Raw genomic sequence first — 24,725 nt, 5'->3', positions numbered from 1 at the left:
TGGGCCGCAGAAAACCCAGGCACTGCCGCCAAATCCCGGACATAAAAAAACCACCCAAGCAGGTGGTTTTTATAAGCGGGCTTTATTCTCCGCGATAGATACAGCCACTGGTGCAGGTCTCGTGGATGCGAATCGCCGACAGCTCGGGCAGCAACGGCTTCAACTCCTGCCAGATCCACTTCGCCAGGTTCTCGCTGGTGGGGTTCTCAAGGCCGGGAATATCATTCAGGTAGTTGTGGTCCAGGCGCTCATACAGCGGCTTGAAGATCGCCTTGATCTCCGAGAAGTCACGGATCCAGCCGGTATGCGGGTCCATATCGCCGCTCAGATGAATCGCCACCTTGAACGAGTGACCATGCAGGCGGCCGCATTTATGCCCGTCCGGCACGTGGGGCAGTTTATGGGCGGATTCGAACGTAAATTCTTTGAAGATTTCCACGGTAATGTCAGCTCTGAAGGTGGCCAGCGCGCAGCCGATAAATGCAGGCCGGCAGTTTAACAGCTTGCGCGGCGGCAATCGCCTCAAAGCGCCAACAGGCGTTCACCCAGGCGGCCATTGTCGACCAGTTCGAGAAACTCGTCGCCCAGCCGTCGGCTCTGCTCCATCGCCTTGCGCCAATAGGCCTGGCGGCCCTTATCGTCGCCCATATAACGCTTGAAGTCGTTACGGTCGGGCAGCTTGCCGTGGGGCAGGTGGGCCAGGTATTCCCGCGAGGGGGCGATCAGCAGCACGTCCTGCAACCTGTCCGGGTTGCCCCGGCGCCAGGGCAGGGTCTTGTCGAACCAGCCGGGGATGACCTTGTCGGTGAAGTGCGGGTACAGCACCACATCATCGCCGCTGTAGGGCAGGTCCAGGTGATAGTCCAGCAGCCCGCCATCGCGGTAGGTGCCGGCACCGACCCCGGCGATATCGCGCACGCCCTCCATCACCATCGGGATGGAGCCAGAGGCCAGCAAGCCCTGGCGCAGATTGTCGGCGGCCAGGGGCAGGCAGCGTGACGGAAAATCAGTGAGCGCCTGCAGGGGAGGGGCCAGTCGCGGATCATGCAGGATGACCCTCTCGAAATGCCGTGACAGGCGTGAGCGCTTGACCAGGTTGTCGGCGATCACCGACGACAGCCCAAGCCCCAGGCGCCCCCGATGATCATGGGCGAGCAGGCCATGGCTCTTCACGATCACCACGTTCAGGCGGTAATGGTGGTTGGTCAGGATCGATGCGTCGCGACCATCGAGCAGGTCATGGAGCATGCGCCGGCAGCTCTCGCTGACCTGGGCCATGGTCACGCCCTTGGCGAAGCTCTGCTCATTGTAGAGCTGGCCCAACCGCGTGATGCCCTCGGCGGCATTCGGCAGGCAGGCACTGGCGAAGCGCCAGGCGCCGATAGAGGCGCCGATCAGCGAGCGTTCCCGCGGGCTGGCCGGCAGCCACTCACCGAACAGGGCCAGGTCCAGCCCCTGGATACCGAGGGCCTTGGGACCGCCGGCCGCACCGGGCAAGGTGCCGACATCGGCGGCTTTCAAGCCCTGTTCGCGAATGCGTTGCAGGGTCCGCTTGCCGGCCTTGAGGGTCAAGGCGGGAAACTTGATATGGATGGCGGTCATACAGGCCTCGTTCTACCGGGGCAGTGATTATAAGGGCGCTCGCCGGCTTCGCGGGCGGTTGTTCCGCCCAAGACAGTGCCTGGGCTGATAAGGCTCTGAAAAATTCAGTTTCGATTAAGTTGCCGTGTCTACCCTGGGAAGCTGACGGATCAGCCAAGGCTGAGCGGAACAGGCAAGATGGCGACTTCACTTATCGGATAGAACTGCGCGACGCTCAGGGAGTTGAGTGGGAGGTTGAATCGGACGCCATCGGCGGGCAGGTTCCCAAGGATCATCAGGACAGTTAATGACATTGAATCTGCACGCTTGCACCCTGCTCGCGCTCGCGATCTTTTGCTCAACGGTTTCGGCCAATAACCTGGACCAGGACGAAGCCCTGCGCCTGCGTAGCCAGGGCGTCATCATGCCGCTGGAGCAACTGCTGCAGCAGGCCTTGAATCATTACCCCGGGGCAAAGCTGCTGGCAGCCGAACTGCTGAGCCGGCAGGACGTCTATGTCTATGACGTCGAGCTGCTGACCCGTGCCGGTGTCGTTCGGGATATCGAGCTGGATGCCAGCAGTGGTCGTTTATTAAAAGACAAGGAAGACGATTGATGCGGTTGTTGTTGGTGGAAGACCATGTTCCCTTGGCGGACGAGCTGTTGGCCAGCCTGACCCGCCAGGGCTATGCCGTCGACTGGTTGGCCGATGGGCGCGATGCGCTCTTCCAGGGCGCGGTCGAGCCCTATGACCTGATCATTCTCGATCTCGGTCTGCCGGGCTTGCCGGGGCTTGAGGTGTTGCACAAATGGCGTGCCGACAGCCTGGCGGTGCCGGTACTGATCCTCACCGCACGGGGTTCCTGGGCCGAACGTATCGAGGGGCTCAAGGCCGGTGCCGACGATTACCTGACCAAGCCGTTTCACCCGCAGGAGTTGCAGTTGCGGGTCCAGTCGTTGCTGCGCCGGGCCCGTGGCCAGGCCAACCAGCCGACCCTTAAGGCCGCCGGCCTGCACCTGGACGAAGGCCGCCAATGCGTCAGCCGCGAGGGTGGCGATGTCCAGCTCACGGCGGCCGAGTTCAGGTTGTTGCGTTACTTCATGCTGCACCCGGAACAGATTCTCTCGAAAAGCCATCTGGCCGAGCATCTCTACGACGGCGAAACCGAGCGCGACTCCAATGTGCTGGAGGTCCACGTCAATCACCTGCGGCGCAAGCTCGGGCGCGGGGTGATCGAAACCCGTCGCGGCCAGGGTTATCGCTTTGGTGGCGCGGCCCGGTGAAGTCGATTCAGCGCCGTTTGAGCCTGGGGCTGGTCAGTGTCTTGCTCGTCGCCGGACTGGTGGTGGCGCCGACCAGCCTCTGGCTGTTCGAGCTGGGCCTGCAGCGCTATCTGGAAGACGGCCTGCATGCGGACAGCGAGAGCCTGCTGGTGGCGCTGGTACGCACCCCTCAGGGGCTGAGGCTGGATGAGCGACGTTTGTCGCCAGCCTATCAGCGGCCTTTTTCCGGGCACTACTTTCGGATCGATTTCGCCGATCAACACTGGCGCTCGCGTTCACTCTGGGATCAGGAACTGCCCATCGTCGAAAAGGCCGGGCTGCACGCCAACCTGCAACTGGGGCCGGAAGGGCAGATGCTGCTGGTGCTGCGTTCGGACTATCGGCGGCTGGGGCAATCGATCAGTATCAGCGTGGCCCAGGACTACACCCCGGTCCGCCGCAGTTTCCAGCTGATGCAGCGTATCGGCCTGGGCATCGGCCTGGCGGCGCTGATCGCGATTCTGTTGTTGCAGCGGGTCACCGTGCGCCGGGCCCTGCGTCCGCTGGAGAACGCCCGCAAGCAGATTGCCCAGCTGCAACAAGGCCAACGTTCGCAACTCGATACCCAGGTGCCGGCGGAACTGGAACCGCTGGTGTCGCAGATCAATCGCCTGCTGGCCCACACCGAGGGCAGCCTCAAGCGTTCGCGCAACGCCCTGGGTAATCTCGGTCATGCGCTCAAGACCCCGCTGGCGGTCATGCTGAGCCTGACCTCCAGCGTCGAATTGGAAGCCCACCCGCTGCTGCGCCAGACCTTGCGTGAGCAACTGGAGCAGATTCGGCAACGCCTGGAACGGGAACTGGGGCGTGCCCGACTGGCGGGAGACACCTTGCCCGGCGCGGTCTTCGATTGCGATGCGGAACTGCCGGCGCTGTTCTCGACCCTGCGCATGATCCATGGCGAGCACCTGCAGCTGGAGCATGAGGTTGCGCCCGGCTTGCAGTTGCCCTGGGATCGAGAGGACCTGCTGGAACTGCTCGGCAACCTGCTGGACAACGCCTGCAAATGGGCCGATGCGCAGGTGCGCCTGAGTATTGTCGAGGTGTCGGCGGGTTATCGCCTGGGGATCGAGGATGATGGTCCGGGTATTCCAGCGCAGAGCAGGGCGGAAGTCTTCAGCCGCGGTACCCGCCTGGATGAACAGACCCGCGGGCATGGATTGGGCCTGGGGATCGTGCGCGATATCGTCGAGGCCTGGGGCGGCGATCTGCGTTTGTCGAGCAGCCCGCTGGGCGGGCTGTCGGTAACGGTCGACGTGCCACGCCGCTAGGCCCGGCCCCCGAGCTGTGCTTCATACGACGTGAAGTTTTTATTTATTTAATTGCTCAATAAAAAATAAATAAAACCTTCAGACAATCTCTATGTTACTGAAAAATATAATGTTATTGAACAAGTCGTGGCCGTTTCACGGGCGCCAGGAGTCGGCGTGGGGGGAGAATAGCGTTAACCCGTAATTGGCTGATATCCGTAGTACGTCATTTGCGTGTATCAATAGTCGCTATGCTCAACTTTGCTCGTTCCAAGCCGTTAACCCGTTAGACCGTCTATTCCTATAAGAGAGAACCATCATGGGTCTGAGCCTGAAGGCCAAAGTCGTGTCCCTCGCAGTGTTGCCGGTATTGCTCTGCGCCCTGGTGATCAGTCTGACCACGGTATGGATGTTGCAGAATCAGGCCAAGGATGAGGTGGAGGAAACCCGTCAGCGTTTGCTGTCGGAGTCCAAGACGACGTTGCAGAATTACGTCACCCAGGTGATGACCGCGATCAAGCCGCTCTACGATGCTTCGGCCCCGGGCGACATGGCGGCCAGGGCCCAGGCGGTAAAGCTGCTGTCGAGCATCAAGTATGGCAAGGACGGTTATTTTTTCGGCTATGACTCGCAGGTCGTGCGGGTGTTCAAGAGTGACAACCCGGATGGCGTCGGCAAGAGTTTCAAGGATGCTCGCGACCCGAATGGCGTGTACGTCAACCGTGACCTGGTGCAGGTCGCCAAGGACGGTACCCATTACCTGAAATACAGCGCGTCGTTGGCCACCAACGACCAGGTGCTGGTACCCAAGATCGGTTACACCGAATTCCTGCCCAAGTGGGACATAGCCATCGGTACCTTCGTCAACCTCGATGGCCTCGAGGCCCAGGTCGCCGAGGTGGAGGCCAAGGTCCATCAGCGTCTGGAGGGCGTGATTCTGAGCATTCTCGGGATCACTCTGGTGGTGCTGCTGGTGATCGCGGTCCTCGGAATACTGGTGGCCAATACCATTTTGCGCCCGTTGCAACTGATGAAGCTCAGCCTGGACGATATCGCGGCCGGTGAGGGTGACCTGACGCGGCGCCTGGCGGTCACCAGCCAGGACGAACTGGGGCAGTTGGCCGGTTCCTTCAACCGCTTTGTCGACAAGATCCATGGGCTGGTGCGGCAGATCAGCGAAATGACCGTGCAACTGACCACGCTGGTGTCCCAGGTCAGCGATCAGGCCCAGCGTTCGGAACAGGCGATGGAGCGTCAGCGCCACGAAACCGACCAGGTGGCCACGGCCATCAACCAGATGTCCTCGGCAGCCCAGGAAGTGGCACGTGGCGCGCAAGGGGCGGCGGTCGCCGCGCAGCAGACCGACGCCGAGGGCAAGACCGCCAAACGTGTGGTCGATGGCAGCATCCAGCAGATCCATGCGCTGGTGAAGGACATCCGCCACAGCGGTACCACCCTGGACAGCCTGCAGCAGGACGTGACCTCGATTGTCAGCGTGCTCGGGGTGATTCGTTCCATTGCCGAACAGACTAACCTGCTGGCCCTCAACGCGGCCATCGAGGCCGCGCGGGCCGGCGAGGCGGGACGTGGTTTTGCGGTGGTGGCCGATGAGGTTCGGGCGCTGGCCAGCAGGACCCAGCAGAGCACCCAGGAAATCCAGGGCATGATCGACCGTCTGCAAACGGGGACGCAGGTGGCGGTGGAGGCCATGCGTCGTTCCAGCGAGGCCGGTGACGGCACCTCGGACCGGGCCAACGAGGCGGGTGTGTCGCTGGATACCATGGCGCAGTTGATCGGCACCATCAACGCAATGAACGCACAGATCGCCAGCGCGGCCGACGAGCAGACCTCGGTGGCCGAAGAGATCAACCGCAGCGTGCACCAGATCGCTTCGGCGGTGGACAGCGTGGCGGATGAAACCCAGCGCAGCGCCCAGACCTCCCGCAGCCTGGCGGAGCTGGGACAGCGCCTGGGCAAGCTGGTGGGGCAGTTCCGGATCTAACAATCCGGCCCCACAGGGGCCGTGTTCGGCTTTAACTGCGTGGCGTCAGGGTTTGCCCGTTCGCCACAGTGTATTGTTCGCCGGTTGTGACATTCCGAGTCTACAAGCCGGACCGCAACTCCACTCCATAAGAGAGAACCAATATGCGCCTGAGTCTGAAGACCAAAGTCGTGTCCCTCGCGGTACTGCCGGTATTACTCTGCGCCCTGGTGATCAGCCTGACCATGGTGTGGATCCTGCAGAACCAGGCCAAGGATGAAGTGGAGGAAACCCGTCAGCGCTTGCTCTCGGAAGCCAAGGTGACCTTGCAGAATTACGTCAACCTGGCGATCACCGCGATCAAGCCACTCTACGATGCGTCAGCCCAGGGCGACATGGTGGCCAGGGCCCAGGCGGTGAAGCTGCTGTCGAGCATCAAGTATGGCAAGGACGGTTACTTTTTCGGCACCGATTCGCAGATCGTCCGAGTGTTCAAGAGCGACAACCCGGATGGCATCGGCAAGAGTTTCAACGATGCCCACGACGCGAATGGTGTCTACTTCACCCGCGAGCTGGTCCGGGTGGCCAAGGACGGTAGCCATTACCTGAGATACAGCGCGTCGCTGGCCACCAACGAACAGGTGCTGGTGCCCAAGATCGCCTACACCGAGTTCCTGCCCAAGTGGGATATGGCCATCGGTACCTTCGTCAACCTCGACAATATCGAGATCCAGGTGGCGGAGGTGGAGGCCAAGGTCCACCAGCGCATGGAAGGGGTGATCCTGAGTATCTTCGGGATTGCGCTGGTGGTGCTGCTGGTGATTGCGGTGATCGGGGTATTGATGGGCAATGGCATTCTGCGGCCGTTGCTGCTGATGAAACTCAGCCTGGACGATATTGCGGCCGGGGAGGGTGATCTGACCCGGCGCCTGGAGGTCACCAGCGAGGATGAACTGGGGCAGTTGGCCGGTTCCTTCAATCGCTTTGTCGACAAGATCCATGGCCTGGTGCGGCAGATCAGCGAAATGACCGTGCAATTGACCACGCTGGTGGCCCAGGTCAGTGAGCAGACCCAGCGCTCGGAGCAGGCGATGGAGCGTCAACGCCACGAAACCGACCAGGTGGCCACCGCGATCAACCAGATGTCCTCGGCGGCCCAGGAAGTGGCACGTGGCGCGCAAGGGGCGGCGGTCGCCGCGCAGCAGACCGATGCCGAGGGCAAGACCGCCAAGCGCGTGGTCGACGGCAGCATCCAGCAGATCCATGCACTGGTGAAGGATATCCGCCACAGCGGCACCACCCTGGACAGCCTGCAGCAGGATGTGACCTCGATTGTCAGCGTGCTCGGGGTGATTCGTTCCATTGCCGAGCAGACCAACCTGTTGGCCCTCAACGCGGCCATCGAGGCCGCGCGAGCGGGTGAGGCGGGGCGTGGTTTTGCGGTGGTGGCCGATGAAGTGCGGGCGCTGGCCAGCCGGACCCAGCAAAGCACCCAGGAAATCCAGGGCATGATCGACCGTCTGCAAACGGGGACGCAGGTGGCGGTGGAGGCCATGCGTCGTTCCAGCGAGGCCGGTGACGGTACTTCGGACCGGGCCAACGAGGCGGGTGTGTCGCTGGATACCATGGCGCAGTTGATCGGCACCATCAATACGATGAACGCGCAGATCGCCAGCGCCGCCGACGAGCAGACCTCGGTGGCCGAGGAGATCAACCGCAGCGTGCACCAGATCGCCTCGGCGGTGGACAGCGTGGCCGATGAAACCCAGCGCAGCGCCCAGACCTCCCGCAGCCTGGCGGAATTGGGACGGAACCTGGGCAAGTTGGTAGGACAGTTCCGGATCTAAGAGGCCTGCCCCTACAGTTTTGTGTCTGACGCAATTCCTGCGTACGGCACAGATACTGTGGGAGCGTGTCCGGCTTTAACTGGGTGGTATCAGGGCTTGCTCGCTATCCTCAGTTTATTGTTCGCCAGTCGTGACATCCCGCATCAACAACCCAAACCGCAACTCCACACCCTCCGGCACCGGCAGATACACCGTGTGCCCATCCCCGGGTGCCACCTCAATCCGCTCGCCACGCTCGTTGCGCAGCTCATCCAGATCAAAATGCAGATTGCCCTCGGGCGTCATCAGTTCCAGATGATCACCGAGCCCAAACCGATTCTTCACCTTGACCTGTGCCAACCCCTCACGCCGCTCCCCCGTCAGCTCCCCGACAAACTGTTGGCGTTCCGAGACTGAACTGCCGTGCTGGTAGTTCTGGTACTCGTCATGCACATGCCGACGCAGAAAACCCTCGGTATAGCCGCGCTGGGCCAATGACTCGAGGTCATGCATCAGGCTGCGATCAAACGCTCGCCCGGCCACTGCGTCGTCAATCGCCCGACGATAGACCTGGGTCGTTCGCGCACAGTAGAAATGCGATTTGGTCCGGCCTTCGATCTTCAGCGAATGCACGCCCATGCGGGTCAGCCGCTCGACATGCTGCACGGCGCGCAGGTCCTTGGCGTTCATGATGTAGGTGCCGTGCTCGTCCTCGAAGGCCGGCATCGACTCATCCGGTCGCTGGGCCTCCTGGAGCAGGAACACCTGCTCGGTCGGCGCCCCGAGGCCCAGGGTCGGTTCGACCGGATCGAACGCCTGGACAATCTCGCCCAGCAGGTTTTCCGCCGCCGGCTGCGCCTTGTACTGCCAGCGGCAGGCATTGGTGCAACTGCCCTGGTTGGCGTCGCGACGATTCATGTACCCGGAGAGCAGGCAGCGCCCGGAATAGGCCATGCACAGCGCCCCGTGGACGAACACCTCCAGCTCCATATCCGGCACCTGCTCGCGGATCTCGCCGATCTCCTCCAGGGACAGCTCCCGGGAGAGGATGATCCGGCTCAGCCCCAGTTGTTGCCAGAACCGCACACTGGCCCAGTTCACCGTATTGGCCTGCACCGACAGATGAATCGGCATCTGCGGGAAATGCTCGCGCACCAGCATGATCAGGCCAGGGTCGGACATGATCAGCGCATCGGGCGCCATGGCGATCACCGGCGCCAGGTCCTTGAGAAAGGTCTTGAGCTTGGCATTGTGCGGGGCGATGTTCACCACCACGTAGAAGCGCTTGCCCTGGGCCTGGGCTTCCTGGATGCCGAGGGCCAGGTTGGCGTGGTCGAATTCGTTGTTGCGCACCCGCAGGCTGTAGCGCGGTTGGCCGGCGTAGACCGCATCGGCGCCATAGGCGAAGGCGTAGCGCATGTTCTTCAGGGTGCCGGCGGGCGCCAGCAGTTCGGGGGAGGGGAGGGCCATGGTCGGATCGTTCGCAAAAGGTCGCGAGACTAAGTCATCGGACCGTGCGCGGTATTGATCCAGGTCTACTGTAGGAGCGAGCTTGCTCGCGATGGGCGTCAACGATAACGCGTGGCACCTGATACCCAGCGGTGCCTGGACTACCATCGCGAGCAAGCTCGCTCCTACAAGGGAAGTAGAAACAAAACACCCCGCCGGAGTTGCCTCGGGCGGGGTGTCGGGTACAGCCGGCGACTGCTTAGCTCGCCAGTACCGCGTGTTGCACTAGTTCCAGCAGCGGTTGCGGGTACAGGCCGAGGAAGAAGGCCAGTACCGCGATCGCCAGCAGCATCACGCCGCCCGCGCGCTGTTCCCAGTGCAGCTGGGCATCGACACGACGCAGGTTCGGTTCGATCAGGTACAGGGTGACCATCACGCGCAGGTAGTAGAACACGCCGATGGCGCTGCCCAGCACCAGCGAACCGATCAGCCACCAGTGATGGGACTCGACACCGGTCGCGATGATGTAGAACTTGCCGATAAAGCCGGCGGTCAGCGGGATACCGGCCAGGGACAGCATCATCACGGTCAGTACGGCGGTCAGGTACGGACGGCGCCAGAACAGGCCGCGGTATTCGTACAGGGCATCCGCGTCACGGCCTTTGTAAGGCGAGGACATCAGGGTGATCACGCCGAAGGCGCCGAGGCTGGTGATCACGTAGGTGACCAGGTACACGCCCATGGCTTCCATGGCCATGCCCTTGCTCGCCACCAGGGCGATCAGCAGGTAGCCGAAGTGGGCGATGGACGAATAACCCAGCAGACGCTTGAGGTTGTTCTGGGTCAGCGCCAGCAGGTTACCGATCAGGATCGACGCGATGGCGATCATCGCCAGCACATTGCTCAGGACGCCACTGCTGGCCACCGGAGAGATCTGGAACAGACGGATCATCACGGCAAACACGGCGACCTTGCTGGCGGTGGCAAGGAATGCCGCCACCGGCGCAGGGGCGCCTTCGTAAACGTCCGGGGTCCACAGGTGGAAGGGTACCAGCGACAGCTTGAACGCCAGGCCGACCAGCATCATGCCCAGGCCCAGTTGGGCAATCGGGCTTGGCAGGCCGGTGGCCGCCAGGGCGTGACCGATACCGGTGAAGCTCAGGGTGCCGGCTTCAGCGTAGAGCAGGGCCATACCGAACAGCAGGAAGGCCGAACCCGCCGCCGACAGCACCATGTACTTGATGCCGGCTTCCAGCGAACGCTTGTTGAAGAAGGCGTAGGCCACCAGGCCGTAGACCGGTACCGAGAGCAGTTCCAGGCCGATAAACAGGCTGGCCAGGTGCTGCGCGCTGACCAGGACCAGACCGCCGGCGGCGGCCATCAGGATCAGCAGGTAGAGTTCTTCACGGTTGCCCGGGTAGCCGTCGCCGCCATCGCCCAGGTAGGCATGGGCCAGGGTGACGCAGGCCAGGGTGGCGACCAGGATCAGCGCCATGTACAGGCAGGCGAAGTCGTCGATCTGGATCAGCGCTGTCACCGCCAGTGGCGCGACTTTCAGCGCCGGGATGATCGACAGCAGCGCCAGGTTGAGACCGGCCACCGAGAGCAGGAAGGTCTGTGAGTGGTTGCGGCGCCAGGCGATCGCCAGCATCACCACGACAACGGTGAGACTGGTGATCAGCAGCGGTGCAAGCGCAATAAAGTGTTGAGTCGTCAGGTCCATAGCGCTCTTACCGGGCCGAAGCGAGTTGAGTGAAGGCGGTGCCGATCCACTGCTGCACACCATGCATGGTGGCGGCGGAAGTATCGAGGAACGGTTGCGGGTACACGCCGATGTAGATCAGCAGTACCGCCAGTCCCAGCACCATGATCAGTTCGCGGCCATCCATGCCGTGCAGCACGGCATCGGATTTGGACGGGCCGAAGTAGGCACGGTGAATCATGATCAGCGAATAGACCGAACCGAACACCAGGCCCGAGGTGGCAATCGCGGTGATCCACGGTGCCGCGACGAAGGTGCCGATCAGGATCAGGAATTCGCCGACGAAGTTGCCGGTCCCCGGCAGGCCCAGGGAAGCGGCCGCGAAGAACAGGCTGATGGCCGGCAGGTAGGCGATCTTCGACCACAGGCCACCCATTTCACGCATGTCGCGGGTGTGGGTGCGCTCGTAGAGCTGGCCGCTGAGGATAAAGAGTGCCGCCGCCGACAGACCGTGGGCGAGCATCTGGATCACCGCGCCTTGCAGGGCCTGCTGGCTGCCGGAGTAGATCCCGATCAGCACGAAACCCATGTGCGAGACGCTGGAGAAGGCGATCAGGCGCTTGATGTCGGTTTGGGCGAAGGCCAGGAATGCACCGTAGAAGATCCCGATCAGACCCAGGGTCATGGCAATCGGCGCGAATTCCGCCGAGGCATTCGGGAACAACGGCAGGGCGAAACGCAACAGACCGTAGGCGGCGGTTTTCAGCAAGATACCGGCCAGGTCCACGGAACCGGCGGTCGGCGCCTGGGCGTGGGCGTCCGGCAGCCAGGAGTGGAACGGCACCACCGGCAGTTTCACCGCGAAGGCGATGAAGAAGCCGAGCATCAGGATGTACTCGGTGGTCAGCGACATCTTGGTTTTCAACAGGTCGGCGTAGTTGAAGGTAATCACGCCGGTGTTGTTGAAGTTGACCAGGACCAGGCCGAGGATCGCCACCAACATGATCAGGCCGGAAGCCTGGGTGAAGATGAAGAACTTGGTCGCCGCGTAGATCCGGGTTTTCTTGCCGTCCGAAGAACTGTGACCCCAGAGCGCGATGAGGAAGTACATCGGCACCAGCATCATTTCCCAGAAGAAGAAGAACATGAACAGGTCGAGGGCGAGGAACACGCCGACGACACCGCCCAGGATCCACATCAGGTTCAGGTGGAAGAAGCCCACGTGACGCTGGATCTCTTTCCACGAGCAGAGTACCGAAAGGATACCCAGCAGGCCGGTCAGCAGGATCATCAGCAGCGACAGGCCGTCGAGGGCCAGGTGCACGTTGATGCCGAAGCGCTCGATCCAGACGTGCTTGAACTCAAGCGCGAAGGTCGGAGCGGCGCCAGGCGCCGGTGCCAGATGGAAATCCCCGTGGGCCCACAGCCAGAGGCCGAGGGCGAGTTCGAGGGACATGGTCAGCAGCGCAATCCAGCGGGGGAGGGTGGAGCCGAAACGCTCACCCATCCAGCACAGCAGGCCGCCGATAAAGGGGATCAGGATTAGCCAAGGCAGAATCATGACGGGCTCAATTCCTTTCGCAATGTCGCAAGGTTCATAGTCAGACCGCTACCAGCACAATGGCGCCCAGCACCACGACGGCACCGGCGGCGATCGACGCGGCATACCAGCGCAGCTGACCGGTCTCGGTACGGCTCAGGGCGGTGTTGCCGCCTTTGGCCATACGCGGGATCAGGCCGATGGTCTGGTCGAGCGGGTCTTTGCGCAGCAGATGACTGATCGCCAGGTACGGCTTGACGAACAGCTTGTCGTAGATCCAGTCGAAGCCCCAGGCGGCGAACCACCAGGCCGAGAGGAAACGGCCGATGCCGCTGTTGGCGACCGCGGTCACGAAGCGACGCTTGCCGAGGAACAACACGGCAGCCAGCAGGATACCGGCCAGGGCAATGGCACCCGAGGCGATTTCCAGGCTGTGCTTGGCTTCGCCGCCGGCATGACCGGCGCTTTCCGGCAGGACACCGGCCAGTGGCGGATGAATCCAGGCACCGACGAAGGTCGACAGCACGATCAGCACGCCCAGTGGCAGCCAGTGGGAAATCCCGTGGCCGGCGTGGGCTTCGGTCTTGGCTTCACCGTGGAAGGTGATGAAGATCAGGCGGAAGGTGTAGAGCGACGTCATGAACGCGCCGACCAGACCTGCATAGAGCAGATTGTGGTTACCGCTGGCGAAGGCTTCCCAGAGGATTTCGTCCTTGGAGTAGAAACCGGCGGTCACGATCGGCAGGGCGGACAGGGCGGCACCACCGACGATGAAGCTGGCGTAGGCCAACGGCAGTTTCTTCCACAGGCCGCCCATCTTGAAGATGTTCTGCTCGTGATGGCAGGCGACGATCACCGCACCGGACGCGAGGAACAGCAGGGCCTTGAAGAAGGCGTGGGTCATCAGGTGGAAGATCGCGCCTTCCCAGGCACCGACGCCCAGGGCCAGGAACATGTAGCCGATCTGGCTCATGGTCGAGTAGGCGAGGATCCGCTTGATGTCGGTCTGGACCAGGGCGGCGAAGCCGGCCAGGACCAGGGTCACGCCACCGACGATGCCCACCAGGTGCAGGATATCCGGCGCCAGGGTGAACAAGCCGTGGGTACGGGCGATCAGGTAGACACCGGCGGTCACCATGGTTGCGGCGTGGATCAGTGCCGAAACCGGGGTAGGACCGGCCATCGCGTCCGCCAGCCAGGTCTGCAGCGGCAGTTGCGCGGATTTACCGACCGCACCACCGAGCAGCATCAGGGTCGCCAGAACGATCCAGAAGTCGCCGACCTGGAAGTGCTGAGGGGCCTTGACCAGCAGTTCCTGGATATTCAGCGTGCCCAACTGGGTGAACAGGATGAACAGGCCGATGGCCATGAACACGTCGCCGATACGGGTGACGATAAAGGCCTTGAGGGCGGCGTTACCGTTGTTGCGGTTGCTGTAGTAGAAACCGATCAACAGGTAGGAGCACAGGCCCACGCCTTCCCAACCGAAGTACAGGAACAACAGGTTATCGCCCAGGACCAGGAACAGCATGCTGGCGATAAACAGGTTGGTGTAGGCGAAGAAGCGCGAGTAACCGTCTTCACCGCGCATGTACCAGGAGGCGAACAGGTGGATCAGGAAACCCACGCCGACCACCACGCCGAGCATGGTGATCGACAGGCCGTCGACGTACAGGGCGAAGTTGGGGGCAAAGCCCTCCACCGACATCCACTGCCACAGCACCAGGGTGTAGTGGCCACCCTCGGGCGGCGCGACGTTGAATTGCCAGATCACATAGGCGGCGACGATGGCCGACAGGCCGATGGAGCCGACCCCGATCAGGGCCGAGAGGTTTTCCGAGAGGCGTCCACGGGAGAACGACAGCAGCAGGAAACCGATCAGGGGGAATACGAAAGTCAGAAAGATCATGTTCATCCGCGCATCTCACTGGCAGCGTCGATATCGAGCGTGTGGAAGCGGCGATACAGTTGCAGCAGGATCGCCAGGCCGATACTGGCCTCGGCGGCTGCCAGGCTGATCACCAGGATGAACATGATCTGTCCATCCGGCTGCGCCCAACGTGAGCCCGCGACGATGAAGGCCAGGGCGGCGGCGTTCATCATCACCTCCAGGCTCATCAGCACGAAGAGGATGTTGCGGCGAACCATCAGGCCGATCAGGCCGAGGCTGAACAGGATACCGGCGACAGCCAGGCCATGTTCCAAAGGGATAGCAGGCATGAATTACTCCTTCGCCTCGTTGCGGCCCAGGTGGAATGCCGTGATGGCTGCGGCGAGCAGCAGCATCGAGGCGAGTTCGACCACCAGCAGGTACGGACCGAACAGGCTGATGCCCACGGCCTTGGCGCCTACGGTGGTTTGACCGAGAGCCGCGCCGCTGCTGTGGCTGAACAGCACATAGAGCAGTTCGACCAGCAGCAGGGCGCAGAGGATCACCGGACCGATCCAGATCCCCGGCTTGAGCCAGTCGCGCTCTTGCAGCACCGAGGCGGGCCCCAGGTTCAGCATCATCACCACGAACACAAACAGCACCATAATGGCACCGGCGTAGGCGATCACTTCCAGGGCACCGGCAAAGGGTGCACCGAGGCTGAAGAAGGTCATCGCCACGGCAATCAGCGAGATAATCAGGTAGAGCAGGGCATGCACAGGGTTGGTGTTGGTGATCACGCGCAGCGTGGACAGAACAGCGACACCCGATGCGAAATAGAAAGCGAATTCCATCGTTCTTCCTTAAGGCAGCAAGCTCTTCACGTTGATCGGCTCGGCTTCGTTCTGGGCAGCGCCTTTCGGCTTCCCGGCAACGGCCATCCCTGCAACACGATAGAAGTTGTAATCAGGGTTCTTGCCGGGGCCGGAGATCAGCAGATCTTCTTTCTCGTACACCAGGTCCTGACGTTTGAACTCGGCCATTTCGAAATCCGGTGTCAGCTGGATCGCGGTGGTCGGGCAGGCTTCCTCGCAGAGGCCGCAGAAAATGCAGCGCGAGAAGTTGATGCGGAAGAACTCCGGGTACCAACGACCGTCGTCGGTTTCGGCTTTCTGCAGCGAGATGCAACCCACCGGGCACGCCACGGCGCACAGGTTGCAGGCCACGCAGCGTTCTTCGCCGTCGGGGTCGCGGGTCAGTACGATACGACCGCGATAACGCGGCGGCAGGTACACCGCTTCTTCCGGGTATTGCAGGGTGTCGCGCTTGCGGAAGCCGTGGCCGAAAACCATCACCAGGCTTCGCAACTGGGTACCAGTACCCTTAACGATGTCGCCAATATATTTGAACATGGGTCAAATCCTCACTGAACCGCGCCCGCAGGCGTGTTCAACAACACGATCGCAGCGGTCACCAGCAAATTGATCAGGGTCAGCGGCAGGCAGAATTTCCAGCTGAAGTCCATCACCTGGTCATAGCGTGGGCGCGGAATCGAAGCGCGCAGCAGGATGAACAGCATGATGAAGAACGCGGTCTTCAGGGCGAACCAGATGAACGACAGTTGCGGCAGGATGTCGAACGGACCGTGCCAGCCACCGAAGAACAAGGTGACCAGCAGCGCCGAGATCAGGATGATGCCGATGTACTCGCCAACGAAGAACATGCCCCATTTCATGCCGGCATATTCAATGTGGTAACCGTCGGCCAGTTCCTGTTCCGCTTCCGGCTGGTCGAAGGGGTGACGGTGAGTCACGGCCACGCCGGCGATGAAGAAGGTCAGGAAACCGAAGATCTGCGGGATCACGAACCACAGGTGTTGAGCCTGGTATTCGACGATGTCGCGCATGTTGAACGAGCCGACCTGGACCACGATGCCCATCAGCGACAGGCCCATGAACACTTCATAGGACACGGTCTGGGCCGAGGCGCGCAAGCTGCCCAGCAAGGCGTACTTGTTGGCGCTCGACCAACCGGCGAACAGCACCGCGTACACCGACAGACCGGCCATGGCGAAGAAGAACAGCAGGCCGATGTTCAGGTCCGCGACACCCCAGGTCGGGGTGATCGGGATGACCGCGAAGGCGATCAGCAGGGCGCTCATGGCCACCACCGGTGCCAGGGTGAAGATCACCTTGTCGGCAAACGGTGGCGTCCAGTCTTCCTTGAAGAACATCTTCAGCATGTCGGCGGCGATCTGGAACATGCCGAACGGGCCGACGCGGTTCGGACCGTAGCGGTCCTGCCACCAGCCCAGCAGGCGACGTTCGACAAAGCTCAGCAAGGCGCCGCAGACCACCACGGCCAGCAGCACCACGATGGCCTTGACGACCGAGAGGATCACGTCGATCACTTCAGGGGTGAACCAGGTCATTGAGCTGCCTCCTGCAGACCGTCAACGGATTTGCCAAAGATCGCTGGAGGAATGCCCGCCAGGCCGGCCGGCAAGGCCACCAGGCCAGCGCCCAGCTCTTCGTTGATCCGCAGCGGCAGACGCAGGGTCTGGCCTGCAACGTTCAAGCTGAGCAGGGCACCGTCGTTGACGCCCAGGCGATCGGCTTCGGACTTGGCCAGCGACACGTAGGCGGCCGGGATGCGCTCTTGTACCGGAGCGGCTTTCGAGGAGGTTTCCTCGCTGCCGAACAGGTGGAAGAACGGCACCACCTGCCAGGTACCCTGGGCCGGGTTGAAGGCGCGTGGCACGTTGGCGAACCAGTTCAGCGAATCGCCCTGGCTTTCGATCAGGCGGGTGCCCGGGTCGCCAGCGCGGATATGACCACCGACTTCGTCCTGGAACTTGTTCCAGGCCTGCGGCGAGTTCCAGCCCGGCGACCAGGCGAACGGCACCTGTTGGCGTGGTTCGACGGAGCCCGAGTAACCTTCCATGGAGAAGGCGAACGCGGTGTCGACGTCCTGGGAGGTACGCGGCTCGTGCACGCTGATATTGGCGCGCATGGCGGTCCGGCCGGAGTAACGCAGCGGTTCACGGGCCAGTTTCATGCCCTTGATGCGGAACGCGGCGGAAGGGGCTGCGTCGACGATACGGGCCAGTTGCGGGGTGCTCGAAGCGCAGGCGGCGGTGACGTGGTCCAGTTGGGTCCAGTCGATCGGCTGGTTCAGCAGGGTCGCGCGCAGGGCATGCAGCCAGCGCCAGCCTTCGTGAACCAGGATGCTCGCGTCGAGGTACTTCGGATCGAAGACCTGGAAGAAACGCTGGGCACGGCCTTCCTGGCTGACCAGGGTGCCGTCGCCTTCGGCGAAGCTGGCGGCTGGCAGAACCAGGTGGGCGCGGTCGCTGGTGGCGGTTTTCTGGTGGTCGGCAACGATCACTACTTTCGCAGCGTTCAGTGCGGCGTCGACCTTGGCCTTGTCGGTGCGGGTGTACAGATCGTTTTCCAGCACGACGATGGCGTCGGCCTTGCCGTCGATCACCGCTTGCAGGGCAGCGTCCAGGGACTCGCCACCGAACATGGCCAGGCCCAGGCTGTTGGCTTCCGGCACGATCAGGCTGATGGAACCGTTCTTCTCGCGCAGCTTCAAGGCCTTGGCGATGTTGGCCGCGGCTTCGATCAGCGCCTTGGAACCCAGGGAGGTGCCGGCGATGATCAGTGGGCGCTTGGCCGCCAGCAGGGCGTCGGCAATGCGTTGGGCCAGTGCCTGGGCTTCAGCGTCCAGGCCTTCGACGGCCGGGGCGCTGGCGTCGAGGGCGTGGGCCACGGCGAAACCGATGCGGGCCAGGTCGTCGGGCGCGGCGTGCACGCACTCTTCGGCGATATCGTCGAGCTTGGTTTCAGCGAGGCTGGCGATAAACAGCGGGTTCAGCGCGTGCTGGCCAATGTTCTTCACCGCGGCGTCGAGCCAAGGCTGGACACGCATGGCGTCAGCCATGTCCTCGGCCTTGCCCTTGACCGACTGGCGCAGGGCCAGGGCCATGCGCGCGGCGGTCTGGGTCAGGTCTTCACCGAGGACGAACACGGCGTCGTGGTCTTCGATGTCGCGCATGTTCGGAACCGGCAGCGGGCTGTCGTTCAGGACTTGCAGGACCAGGCGGATACGCTCCAGCTCAGCCGCTTCGATGCCCGAGTAGAAGTGCTCGGCACCCACCAGCTCGCGCAGGGCGAAGTTGCTTTCCAGGCTGGCGCGGGGCGAGCCGATACCGACGATATTACGACCGCGCAGCAGCTCGGCGGCTTTATCCAGGGCTTCGTCCAGGCTCAGCTTGGCGCCGTTGGCCAGCAGTGGCTGACGTGGGCGGTCTTCGCGGTTGACGTAGCCATAGCCGAAACGGCCACGGTCGCAGAGGAAGTACTGGTTGACCGAACCGTTGAAGCGGTTTTCGATCCGACGCAGTTCACCGTAGCGTTCGCCCGGGCTGATGTTGCAACCGCTGGAGCAGCCATGGCAGATGCTCGGCGAGAACTGCATGTCCCACTTGCGGTTGTAGCGCTCGGAGTGGGTCTTGTCGGTGAACACACCGGTCGGGCAGACCTCGGTGAGGTTGCCGGAGAATTCGCTTTCCAGGGTGCCGTCTTCGACGCGACCGAAGTACACGTTGTCGTGGGCACCGAACACACCGAGGTCAGTACCGCCGGCGTAGTCCTTGTAGAAGCGCACGCAGCGATAGCAGGCGATGCAGCGGTTCATCTCGTGGGAAATGAACGGGCCCAGTTGCTGGTTCTGGTGGGTACGCTTGGTGAAGCGATAACGGCGCTCGTTGTGGCCGGTCATCACGGTCATGTCTTGCAGGTGGCAGTGACCGCCTTCCTCGCAGACCGGGCAGTCGTGCGGGTGGTTGGTCATCAGCCATTCGACGACGCTGGCGCGGAAGACTTTCGCTTCCTCGTCGTCGATGGAGATCCAGCTGCCGTCGGAAGCCGGGGTCATGCAGGACATGACGATACGACCACGCTTGTCGTTCTCGTCGTTGAACTGCTTGACCGCGCACTGGCGACAGGCACCGACGCTACCGAGCGCGGGGTGCCAGCAGAAATAAGGGATGTCGAGGCCTAGCGACAGACACGCCTGTAACAGGTTGTCTGCCCCATCGACTTCGAGCGCTTTGCCGTCTACGTGGATAGTGGCCATGGTTCAAAGTTCTTCGTTGGCCCGCGTCCGCGGGCGTGGCTAATGGAATCCTGGTCCTCGCCTGGCGCATCACAAGTGCGTCTTCAGGCGAGCAAGAGGGCGGCACGGACCGCCCTCCCTTTCGATACGTTATGCGCCGACTACGATCGGCCGCGCCAAAGGCGGGACGGCTGCACTTTTGTGTGCGATGCCAGCCTCGAACTCCGGACGGAAATACTTGATGGCGCTGCCCAATGGCTCGATGGCACCCGGTGCGTGAGCACAGAAGGTCTTGCCCGGGCCGAGGAAACCGACCAGACCCAGCAGGGTCTCGATATCGCCGGCCTGGCCTTCGCCGTTCTCCAGCGCGCGCAGCAGCTTGACGCTCCACGGCAGGCCATCGCGGCAAGGGGTGCAGAAACCGCACGACTCACGGGCGAAGAACTCTTCCATGTTGCGCAGCAGCGAAACCATGTTGACGCTGTCGTCCACCGCCATGGCCAGGCCGGTGCCCATACGGGTGCCGACCTTGCCGATGCCGCCGGCATACATCTGCGCTTCCAGGTGTTCGGGCAGGAGGAAACCGGTACCGGCGCCGCCGGGCTGCCAGCACTTGAGCTTGAAGCCATCGCGCATGCCGCCGGCGTAGTCTTCGAACAGCTCGCGGGCGGTGATGCCGAATGGCAGTTCCCACAGGCCAGGGTTCTTCACTTTGCCGGAGAAGCCCATCAGCTTGGTGCCGTGGTCTTCGCTGCCTTCGCGGGCGAGGGATTTGTACCAGTCGATGCCGTTGCCGATGATCGCCGGCACGTTGCACAGGGTCTCGACGTTGTTCACGCAGGTCGGCTTGCCCCAGACGCCGACGGCGGCGGGGAAGGGCGGCTTGGAGCGCGGGTTGGCGCGACGGCCTTCGAGGGAGTTGATCAGCGCGGTTTCTTCACCGCAGATATAACGCCCGGCGCCGGTGTGGACGAACAGCTCGAAGTCGAAGCCGCTGCCCAGGATGTTCTTGCCCAGCAGGCCCGCTGCCTTGGCTTCTTCCACCGCACGGTTGAGGTGCTTGGCGGCGGTGACGTATTCGCCGCGCAGGAAGATGTAGCCCCGGTAGGTCTTCAGCGCGCGGGCGCTGATCAGCATGCCTTCGATCAGCAGATGGGGCAGTTGCTCCATCAGCATGCGGTCTTTCCAGGTGTTCGGCTCCATTTCATCCGCGTTGCACAGCAGGTAGCGGATGTTCATGGATTCGTCTTTGGGCATCAGGCCCCACTTCACCCCGGTGGGGAAGCCCGCGCCACCGCGACCCTTGAGACCGGCGTCCTTCACGGTCTGGACGATATCGTCTGTGGCCATGTCGGCGAAGGCCTTGCGGGCGGCGGCATAGCCGTCCTTGGCCTGGTATTCGTCGAGCCACACGGGCTCGGCGTCATCACGCAGGCGCCAGGTCAGCGGGTGGGTTTCTGCCGAACGCGCAATGCGGTTGGCAGGGCCGAAGGAAGTCAGGGTCATACGTAGCCCTCCAGCAGTTTGGCAACGCCAGCAGGCTGGACGTCGCCGAAGGTGTCGTCATCGATCATCAGCGCCGGGGCCTTGTCGCAGTTGCCGAGGCAGCAGACGGGCAGCAGGGTGAAGCGACCGTCGGCGGTGGTTTGACCCAGGCCGATGCCGAGCTTGCTCTGGATTTCGCCGACCACCGACTCGTGGCCGCCGATGTAGCAGACCATGCTGTCGCAGACGCGAATGATGTGACGACCCACCGGCTGGCGGAAGATCTGGCTGTAGAAGGTCGCGACGCCTTCGACGTCGCTGGCCGGAATGCCGAGGATCTCGCCGATGGCGTAGAGCGCGCCGTCAGGCACCCAGCCACGTTCCTTCTGGACGATCTTCAGGGCTTCGATGGACGCCGCGCGCGGGTCCTCGTAGTGATGCAACTCGTGCTCGATGGCCGAGCGCTCGGTTTCGCTGAGGGCGAAACGGTCTGTCTGGATAAGCGGGCTGTTCATGCTTAGCGGTCCACGTCGGCCATAACGAAGTCGATACTACCCAGGTACGCGATCAAGTCCGCGACCATGCTGCCTTTGATCACCGAAGGGATCTGTTGCAGATGGGGGAAGCTTGGGGTGCGGATCCGGGTACGGTAGCTCATGGTGCCGCCGTCGCTCGTCAGGTAATAACTGTTGATGCCCTTGGTCGCTTCGATCATCTGGAAGGATTCGTTGGCCGGCATCACCGGGCCCCACGAAACTTGCAGGAAGTGCGTGATCAGGGTCTCGATGTGCTGCAACGTGCGCTCTTTCGGTGGCGGCGTGGTCAGCGGGTGATCCGCCTTGTACGGGCCTTCCGGCATGTTGCGCAGGCACTGGTCGATGATCTTGATGCTCTGGCGCATTTCTTCGACGCGCACCATGCAGCGATCGTAGGCGTCGCCGTTGGCCGCCAGCGGGACTTCGAATTCGAAGTTCTCGTAGCCGGAGTACGGACGGGCTTTACGCAGGTCGAAATCGCAACCGGTGGAACGCAGGCCGGCACCGGTGACGCCCCATTCCAGGGCTTCCTTGGTGTTGTAGGCGGCGACACCGATGGTCCGACCCTTGAGGATGCTGTTCTGCAGGGCGGCCTTGGTGTACTCGTCGAGGCGTTTTGGCAGCCAGTCGACGAACTCCTTGACCAGCTTGTCCCAGCCACGTGGCAGGTCGTGGGCGACGCCGCCGATGCGGTACCAGGCCGGGTGCAGGCGGAAGCCGGTGATGGCTTCGATGACCTTGTAGGCGCGCTGGCGGTCGGTGAAGGTGAAGAACACCGGGGTCATGGCGCCGACGTCCTGGATATAGGTACCCAGGAACAGCAGGTGGCTGGTGATCCGGAAGAACTCGGCCATCATGATGCGGATGGTGTCGACCCGGTCCGGCACCTTGATGCCGGCCAGCTTCTCGACCGAGAGCACGTACGGCAGGTTGTTCATCACCCCGCCAAGGTAGTCGATACGGTCGGTGTAGGGGATGAAGCTGTGCCAGGACTGGCGCTCGGCCATTTTCTCGGCACCACGGTGGTGGTAGCCGATGTCCGGGACGCAGTCGACGACTTCTTCGCCGTCCAGTTGCAGGATGATCCGGAAGGCACCGTGGGCCGAAGGGTGGTTCGGGCCCAGGTTGAGGAACATGTAGTCCTCGTTGGTGCCGGAACGCTTCATGCCCCAGTCTTCAGGACGGAAGCGCGCGGCTTCTTCTTCCAACTGTTGCTTGGCCAGGGTCAGGCTGAACGGATCGAACTCGGTGGCACGGGCCGGGAAGTCCTTGCGCAGCGGGTGACCTTCCCAGGTCGGCGGCATCATGATGCGCGACAGGTGCGGGTGGCCGGGGAAATCGATGCCGAACATGTCCCAGACTTCACGTTCGTACCAGTTGGCGTTTGGCCAGATACCGGTCACGGTCGGGATGCTCAGGTCGCCTTCGGAAAGGGCGACCTTGATCATCACATCGCTGTTACGTTCCAGCGACATCAGGTGATAGAACACGGTGAAATCGGCGCCGCTCGGCAGGCCCTGGCGCTTGGTGCGCAGACGCTCGTCCACGCCGTGCAGGTCATAGAGCATGACGTACGGCTTGGGCAGGTTACGCAGGAAGGTCAGGACTTCGACGAGCTTGGCCCGGGTCACCCACAGCACCGGCATGCCGGTGCGGGTGGCCTGGACGGTAAAGGCCTCGGGGCCGAAACGGTTGTTCAGTTCGACGACCACATCCTGGTCGTCAGCCTTGTAAGGCGGGATGTACAGAGCACTGCCTGTAGTCATGGTTTCTTATCGCTTTGGGTCAACGTAAAGAATGAAGCCAGCTTCTCGTTTCTTTTTACAGAGCGGATCTGGATCAGACTTCGTCAGGGCTGCGCAGGTTGGTGACCTGGATACGCTGTTCGCGGCGCTGTTCCTTTTGCGACGGCATCTCGGCGCGGTATACGCCTTGATCGCCGACGACCCAGGAAAGTGGGCGACGCTCCTGGCCAATCGACTCCTGCAACAGCATCAAGCCTTGCAGGAAAGCCTCGGGGCGGGGCGGGCAGCCAGGCACGTAGACGTCCACGGGCAGGAACTTGTCCACCCCTTGAACCACGGAGTAGATGTCGTACATGCCACCGGAGTTGGCGCACGAACCCATGGAGATGACCCACTTCGGCTCGAGCATTTGCTCGTAGAGGCGCTGGATGATCGGCGCCATCTTGATGAAGCAGGTACCGGCAATAACCATGAAATCCGCCTGGCGCGGCGATGCCCGGATAACTTCGGCGCCGAAGCGGGCGATGTCGTGGGGCGCCGTGAAGGCGGTGGTCATTTCCACATAGCAGCACGACAAGCCGAAGTTGTACGGCCACAGGGAGTTTTTACGCCCCCAGTTGACCGCGCCGTTCAGCACGTCTTCCAGCTTGCCCATGTAGATGTTTTTGTGGACTTGATCTTCTAACGGATCGGAAACGGTTTCCCGTTGGCCGATCGGGTACTGCTCGTTAGGCGCATCCGGGTCGATTCGAGTGAGATTGTATTGCATTGCCAAAGCCTCATTGTTTCAGCTTCGCCTGCCGCTTCTGACGAGCTTGCGGAGCCCAATCAAGCGCCCCCACTCGGTAAAGGTAGACAAGACCTGCCAACAGAATTGCTATGAAAACGAGAGCTTCGACGAATCCGGTCCAGCCGCTTTCGCGGACGGACACAGACCATGCAAAGAGAAAGAGGGCTTCGATATCGAAGATCACGAACAGCATCGCGACCAGATAGAATTTGGCGGAGAGCCGCAAGCGGGCGCTACCGGTGGGTAGCATGCCGGACTCGAACGGTTCGTTTTTGCTGCGTCCCCAGGCTTTTGACCCGAGGAGGCTGGAAAGACCGAGCATGAAGGCGCAGAGGCCGACGACGCCGAGCAGGAAAATGGCAAAGCCCCAGTTGTGGGCCATGAGTCCGGTCGCTTCGGTCATGCGGGTAATCCTTAACAGAGCGCAAGGGTCTCTGAGCGTGATAAAGAAGTAAAAGCAGTGACGATATGTCGCAGTGCAATCTATCCCGGTGATTTTATGGCTAAACACCGGGCAAGTAAATTT

The 24,725-nt window shown here is 62.3% G+C and carries 21 protein-coding genes; 5 read left to right on the top strand and 16 right to left on the bottom strand.

Translation table 11 applies throughout. The features are described from left to right. Nucleotides 1–82 precede the first annotated feature (82 nt). Together queD and M5C71_RS23715 are read right to left on the bottom strand one after the other, a co-directional pair. Nucleotides 83–439: a 6-carboxytetrahydropterin synthase QueD gene (gene queD / locus M5C71_RS23720; RefSeq protein WP_100940057.1), complete on the bottom strand. Its 357-nt coding sequence runs from the start codon at nt 437–439 to the stop codon at nt 83–85. Between the two features lie 83 nt (nt 440–522). Further along, on the bottom strand, nt 523–1,602 hold the full coding sequence (locus tag M5C71_RS23715) for a hypothetical protein (protein WP_103499623.1): 1,080 nt from the start codon (nt 1,600–1,602) through the stop codon (nt 523–525). Between the two features lie 286 nt (nt 1,603–1,888). Between M5C71_RS23715 and M5C71_RS23710 the strand changes: the two genes are divergently transcribed. The 5 genes from M5C71_RS23710 to M5C71_RS23690 all read left to right on the top strand — a co-directional run bounded on the left by M5C71_RS23710 (nt 1,889) and on the right by M5C71_RS23690 (nt 7,982). Next, complete coding sequence (locus M5C71_RS23710) at nt 1,889–2,197, top strand: PepSY domain-containing protein (RefSeq protein ID WP_103499624.1); 309 nt, start codon at nt 1,889–1,891, stop codon at nt 2,195–2,197. Beyond that, a complete protein-coding gene (locus M5C71_RS23705; RefSeq protein ID WP_177104254.1) occupies nt 2,197–2,865 on the top strand; it encodes a response regulator transcription factor in 669 nt (222 codons plus the stop codon). Before M5C71_RS23710 ends, M5C71_RS23705 begins: the two co-directional genes overlap by 1 nt. Next, on the top strand, nt 2,862–4,175 hold the full coding sequence (locus M5C71_RS23700; protein WP_248768858.1) for an ATP-binding protein: 1,314 nt from the start codon (nt 2,862–2,864) through the stop codon (nt 4,173–4,175). The genes M5C71_RS23705 and M5C71_RS23700 overlap by 4 nt, the downstream gene beginning before the upstream one ends. A 298-nt stretch (nt 4,176–4,473) precedes the next feature. Next, a complete protein-coding gene (locus M5C71_RS23695; RefSeq protein ID WP_248747135.1) occupies nt 4,474–6,156 on the top strand; it encodes a methyl-accepting chemotaxis protein in 1,683 nt (560 codons plus the stop codon). Nucleotides 6,157–6,299: 143 nt separating this feature from the next. Next, nucleotides 6,300–7,982 (top strand): methyl-accepting chemotaxis protein, encoded by a 1,683-nt coding sequence (locus tag M5C71_RS23690; RefSeq protein ID WP_248768857.1) that lies wholly within the window; start codon nt 6,300–6,302, stop codon nt 7,980–7,982. Nucleotides 7,983–8,096: 114 nt separating this feature from the next. Here the strand turns inward: M5C71_RS23690 and yegQ are convergent, their stop codons facing one another. The 14 genes from yegQ to M5C71_RS23620 form a co-directional block, all read right to left on the bottom strand. After that, nucleotides 8,097–9,431, bottom strand: coding sequence for a tRNA 5-hydroxyuridine modification protein YegQ (gene yegQ, locus M5C71_RS23685; RefSeq protein WP_248768856.1), 1,335 nt, complete (start codon nt 9,429–9,431; stop codon nt 8,097–8,099). A gap of 238 nt (nt 9,432–9,669) precedes the next feature. Next, nucleotides 9,670–11,133: an NADH-quinone oxidoreductase subunit NuoN gene (gene nuoN / locus M5C71_RS23680; protein WP_248768855.1), complete on the bottom strand. Its 1,464-nt coding sequence runs from the start codon at nt 11,131–11,133 to the stop codon at nt 9,670–9,672. A gap of 7 nt (nt 11,134–11,140) precedes the next feature. After that, nucleotides 11,141–12,673, bottom strand: a complete 1,533-nt coding sequence (nuoM, locus tag M5C71_RS23675) for an NADH-quinone oxidoreductase subunit M (RefSeq protein ID WP_103495045.1) — start codon at nt 12,671–12,673, stop codon at nt 11,141–11,143. Nucleotides 12,674–12,713: 40 nt separating this feature from the next. After that, nucleotides 12,714–14,567 (bottom strand): NADH-quinone oxidoreductase subunit L, encoded by a 1,854-nt coding sequence (gene nuoL, locus M5C71_RS23670; RefSeq protein ID WP_100940068.1) that lies wholly within the window; start codon nt 14,565–14,567, stop codon nt 12,714–12,716. Further along, nucleotides 14,564–14,872 carry an NADH-quinone oxidoreductase subunit NuoK gene (gene nuoK / locus M5C71_RS23665; protein WP_100940069.1) on the bottom strand — a complete coding sequence of 103 codons (309 nt, stop codon included), beginning with the start codon at nt 14,870–14,872 and terminating at the stop codon, nt 14,564–14,566. The genes nuoL and nuoK overlap by 4 nt, the downstream gene beginning before the upstream one ends. Before the next feature lie 3 nt (nt 14,873–14,875). Then, the gene (gene nuoJ, locus M5C71_RS23660) at nt 14,876–15,376 is read right to left on the bottom strand and encodes an NADH-quinone oxidoreductase subunit J (protein WP_100940070.1); all 501 of its coding nucleotides are present in this window, start codon (nt 15,374–15,376) and stop codon (nt 14,876–14,878) included. Between the two features lie 9 nt (nt 15,377–15,385). Next, on the bottom strand, nt 15,386–15,934 hold the full coding sequence (gene nuoI / locus M5C71_RS23655; RefSeq protein WP_032627864.1) for an NADH-quinone oxidoreductase subunit NuoI: 549 nt from the start codon (nt 15,932–15,934) through the stop codon (nt 15,386–15,388). 11 nt (nt 15,935–15,945) lie between these two features. Continuing rightward, complete coding sequence (nuoH, locus tag M5C71_RS23650) at nt 15,946–16,953, bottom strand: NADH-quinone oxidoreductase subunit NuoH (RefSeq protein ID WP_100940071.1); 1,008 nt, start codon at nt 16,951–16,953, stop codon at nt 15,946–15,948. Next, nucleotides 16,950–19,664 carry an NADH-quinone oxidoreductase subunit NuoG gene (gene nuoG / locus M5C71_RS23645; protein WP_103495048.1) on the bottom strand — a complete coding sequence of 905 codons (2,715 nt, stop codon included), beginning with the start codon at nt 19,662–19,664 and terminating at the stop codon, nt 16,950–16,952. The genes nuoH and nuoG overlap by 4 nt, the downstream gene beginning before the upstream one ends. 129 nt (nt 19,665–19,793) lie before the next feature. Beyond that, complete coding sequence (gene nuoF, locus M5C71_RS23640; protein WP_103495049.1) at nt 19,794–21,149, bottom strand: NADH-quinone oxidoreductase subunit NuoF; 1,356 nt, start codon at nt 21,147–21,149, stop codon at nt 19,794–19,796. Beyond that, nucleotides 21,146–21,643, bottom strand: a complete 498-nt coding sequence (gene nuoE / locus M5C71_RS23635) for an NADH-quinone oxidoreductase subunit NuoE (protein WP_040069325.1) — start codon at nt 21,641–21,643, stop codon at nt 21,146–21,148. The genes nuoF and nuoE overlap by 4 nt, the downstream gene beginning before the upstream one ends. A 2-nt stretch (nt 21,644–21,645) precedes the next feature. Beyond that, nucleotides 21,646–23,430 (bottom strand): NADH-quinone oxidoreductase subunit C/D, encoded by a 1,785-nt coding sequence (nuoC, locus tag M5C71_RS23630; RefSeq protein ID WP_248768854.1) that lies wholly within the window; start codon nt 23,428–23,430, stop codon nt 21,646–21,648. Between the two features lie 73 nt (nt 23,431–23,503). Beyond that, nucleotides 23,504–24,178, bottom strand: coding sequence for an NADH-quinone oxidoreductase subunit B (locus M5C71_RS23625; RefSeq protein ID WP_100940076.1), 675 nt, complete (start codon nt 24,176–24,178; stop codon nt 23,504–23,506). 10 nt (nt 24,179–24,188) lie between these two features. Continuing rightward, the gene (locus M5C71_RS23620) at nt 24,189–24,602 is read right to left on the bottom strand and encodes an NADH-quinone oxidoreductase subunit A (protein ID WP_010444610.1); all 414 of its coding nucleotides are present in this window, start codon (nt 24,600–24,602) and stop codon (nt 24,189–24,191) included. Between the last annotated feature and the right edge of the window lie 123 nt (nt 24,603–24,725).

It is taken from the genome of Pseudomonas sp. MWU12-2345 (genome assembly GCF_023242385.1).
Classification (GTDB): domain Bacteria; phylum Pseudomonadota; class Gammaproteobacteria; order Pseudomonadales; family Pseudomonadaceae; genus Aquipseudomonas; species Aquipseudomonas gingeri_D.
This window is presented reverse-complemented; position numbering and strand designations above follow the sequence as displayed.

Bases quoted from the DNA above. Each gene is read 5' to 3' on its own strand.
- M5C71_RS23715 (WP_103499623.1), bottom strand. From the start codon at position 1,602: ATGACCGCCATCCATATCAAGTTTCCCGCCTTGACCCTCAAGGCCGGC.
- M5C71_RS23710 (WP_103499624.1), top strand. From the start codon at position 1,889: ATGACATTGAATCTGCACGCTTGCACCCTGCTCGCGCTCGCGATCTTT.
- M5C71_RS23705 (WP_177104254.1), top strand. From the start codon at position 2,197: ATGCGGTTGTTGTTGGTGGAAGACCATGTTCCCTTGGCGGACGAGCTG.
- M5C71_RS23695 (WP_248747135.1), top strand. From the start codon at position 4,474: ATGGGTCTGAGCCTGAAGGCCAAAGTCGTGTCCCTCGCAGTGTTGCCG.
- M5C71_RS23690 (WP_248768857.1), top strand. From the start codon at position 6,300: ATGCGCCTGAGTCTGAAGACCAAAGTCGTGTCCCTCGCGGTACTGCCG.
- yegQ (WP_248768856.1), bottom strand. From the start codon at position 9,431: ATGGCCCTCCCCTCCCCCGAACTGCTGGCGCCCGCCGGCACCCTGAAG.
- nuoN (WP_248768855.1), bottom strand. From the start codon at position 11,133: ATGGACCTGACGACTCAACACTTTATTGCGCTTGCACCGCTGCTGATC.
- nuoM (WP_103495045.1), bottom strand. From the start codon at position 12,673: ATGATTCTGCCTTGGCTAATCCTGATCCCCTTTATCGGCGGCCTGCTG.
- nuoL (WP_100940068.1), bottom strand. From the start codon at position 14,567: ATGAACATGATCTTTCTGACTTTCGTATTCCCCCTGATCGGTTTCCTG.
- nuoK (WP_100940069.1), bottom strand. From the start codon at position 14,872: ATGCCTGCTATCCCTTTGGAACATGGCCTGGCTGTCGCCGGTATCCTG.
- nuoJ (WP_100940070.1), bottom strand. From the start codon at position 15,376: ATGGAATTCGCTTTCTATTTCGCATCGGGTGTCGCTGTTCTGTCCACG.
- nuoI (WP_032627864.1), bottom strand. From the start codon at position 15,934: ATGTTCAAATATATTGGCGACATCGTTAAGGGTACTGGTACCCAGTTG.
- nuoH (WP_100940071.1), bottom strand. From the start codon at position 16,953: ATGACCTGGTTCACCCCTGAAGTGATCGACGTGATCCTCTCGGTCGTC.
- nuoG (WP_103495048.1), bottom strand. From the start codon at position 19,664: ATGGCCACTATCCACGTAGACGGCAAAGCGCTCGAAGTCGATGGGGCA.
- nuoF (WP_103495049.1), bottom strand. From the start codon at position 21,149: ATGACCCTGACTTCCTTCGGCCCTGCCAACCGCATTGCGCGTTCGGCA.
- nuoE (WP_040069325.1), bottom strand. From the start codon at position 21,643: ATGAACAGCCCGCTTATCCAGACAGACCGTTTCGCCCTCAGCGAAACC.
- nuoC (WP_248768854.1), bottom strand. From the start codon at position 23,430: ATGACTACAGGCAGTGCTCTGTACATCCCGCCTTACAAGGCTGACGAC.
- M5C71_RS23625 (WP_100940076.1), bottom strand. From the start codon at position 24,178: ATGCAATACAATCTCACTCGAATCGACCCGGATGCGCCTAACGAGCAG.
- M5C71_RS23620 (WP_010444610.1), bottom strand. From the start codon at position 24,602: ATGACCGAAGCGACCGGACTCATGGCCCACAACTGGGGCTTTGCCATT.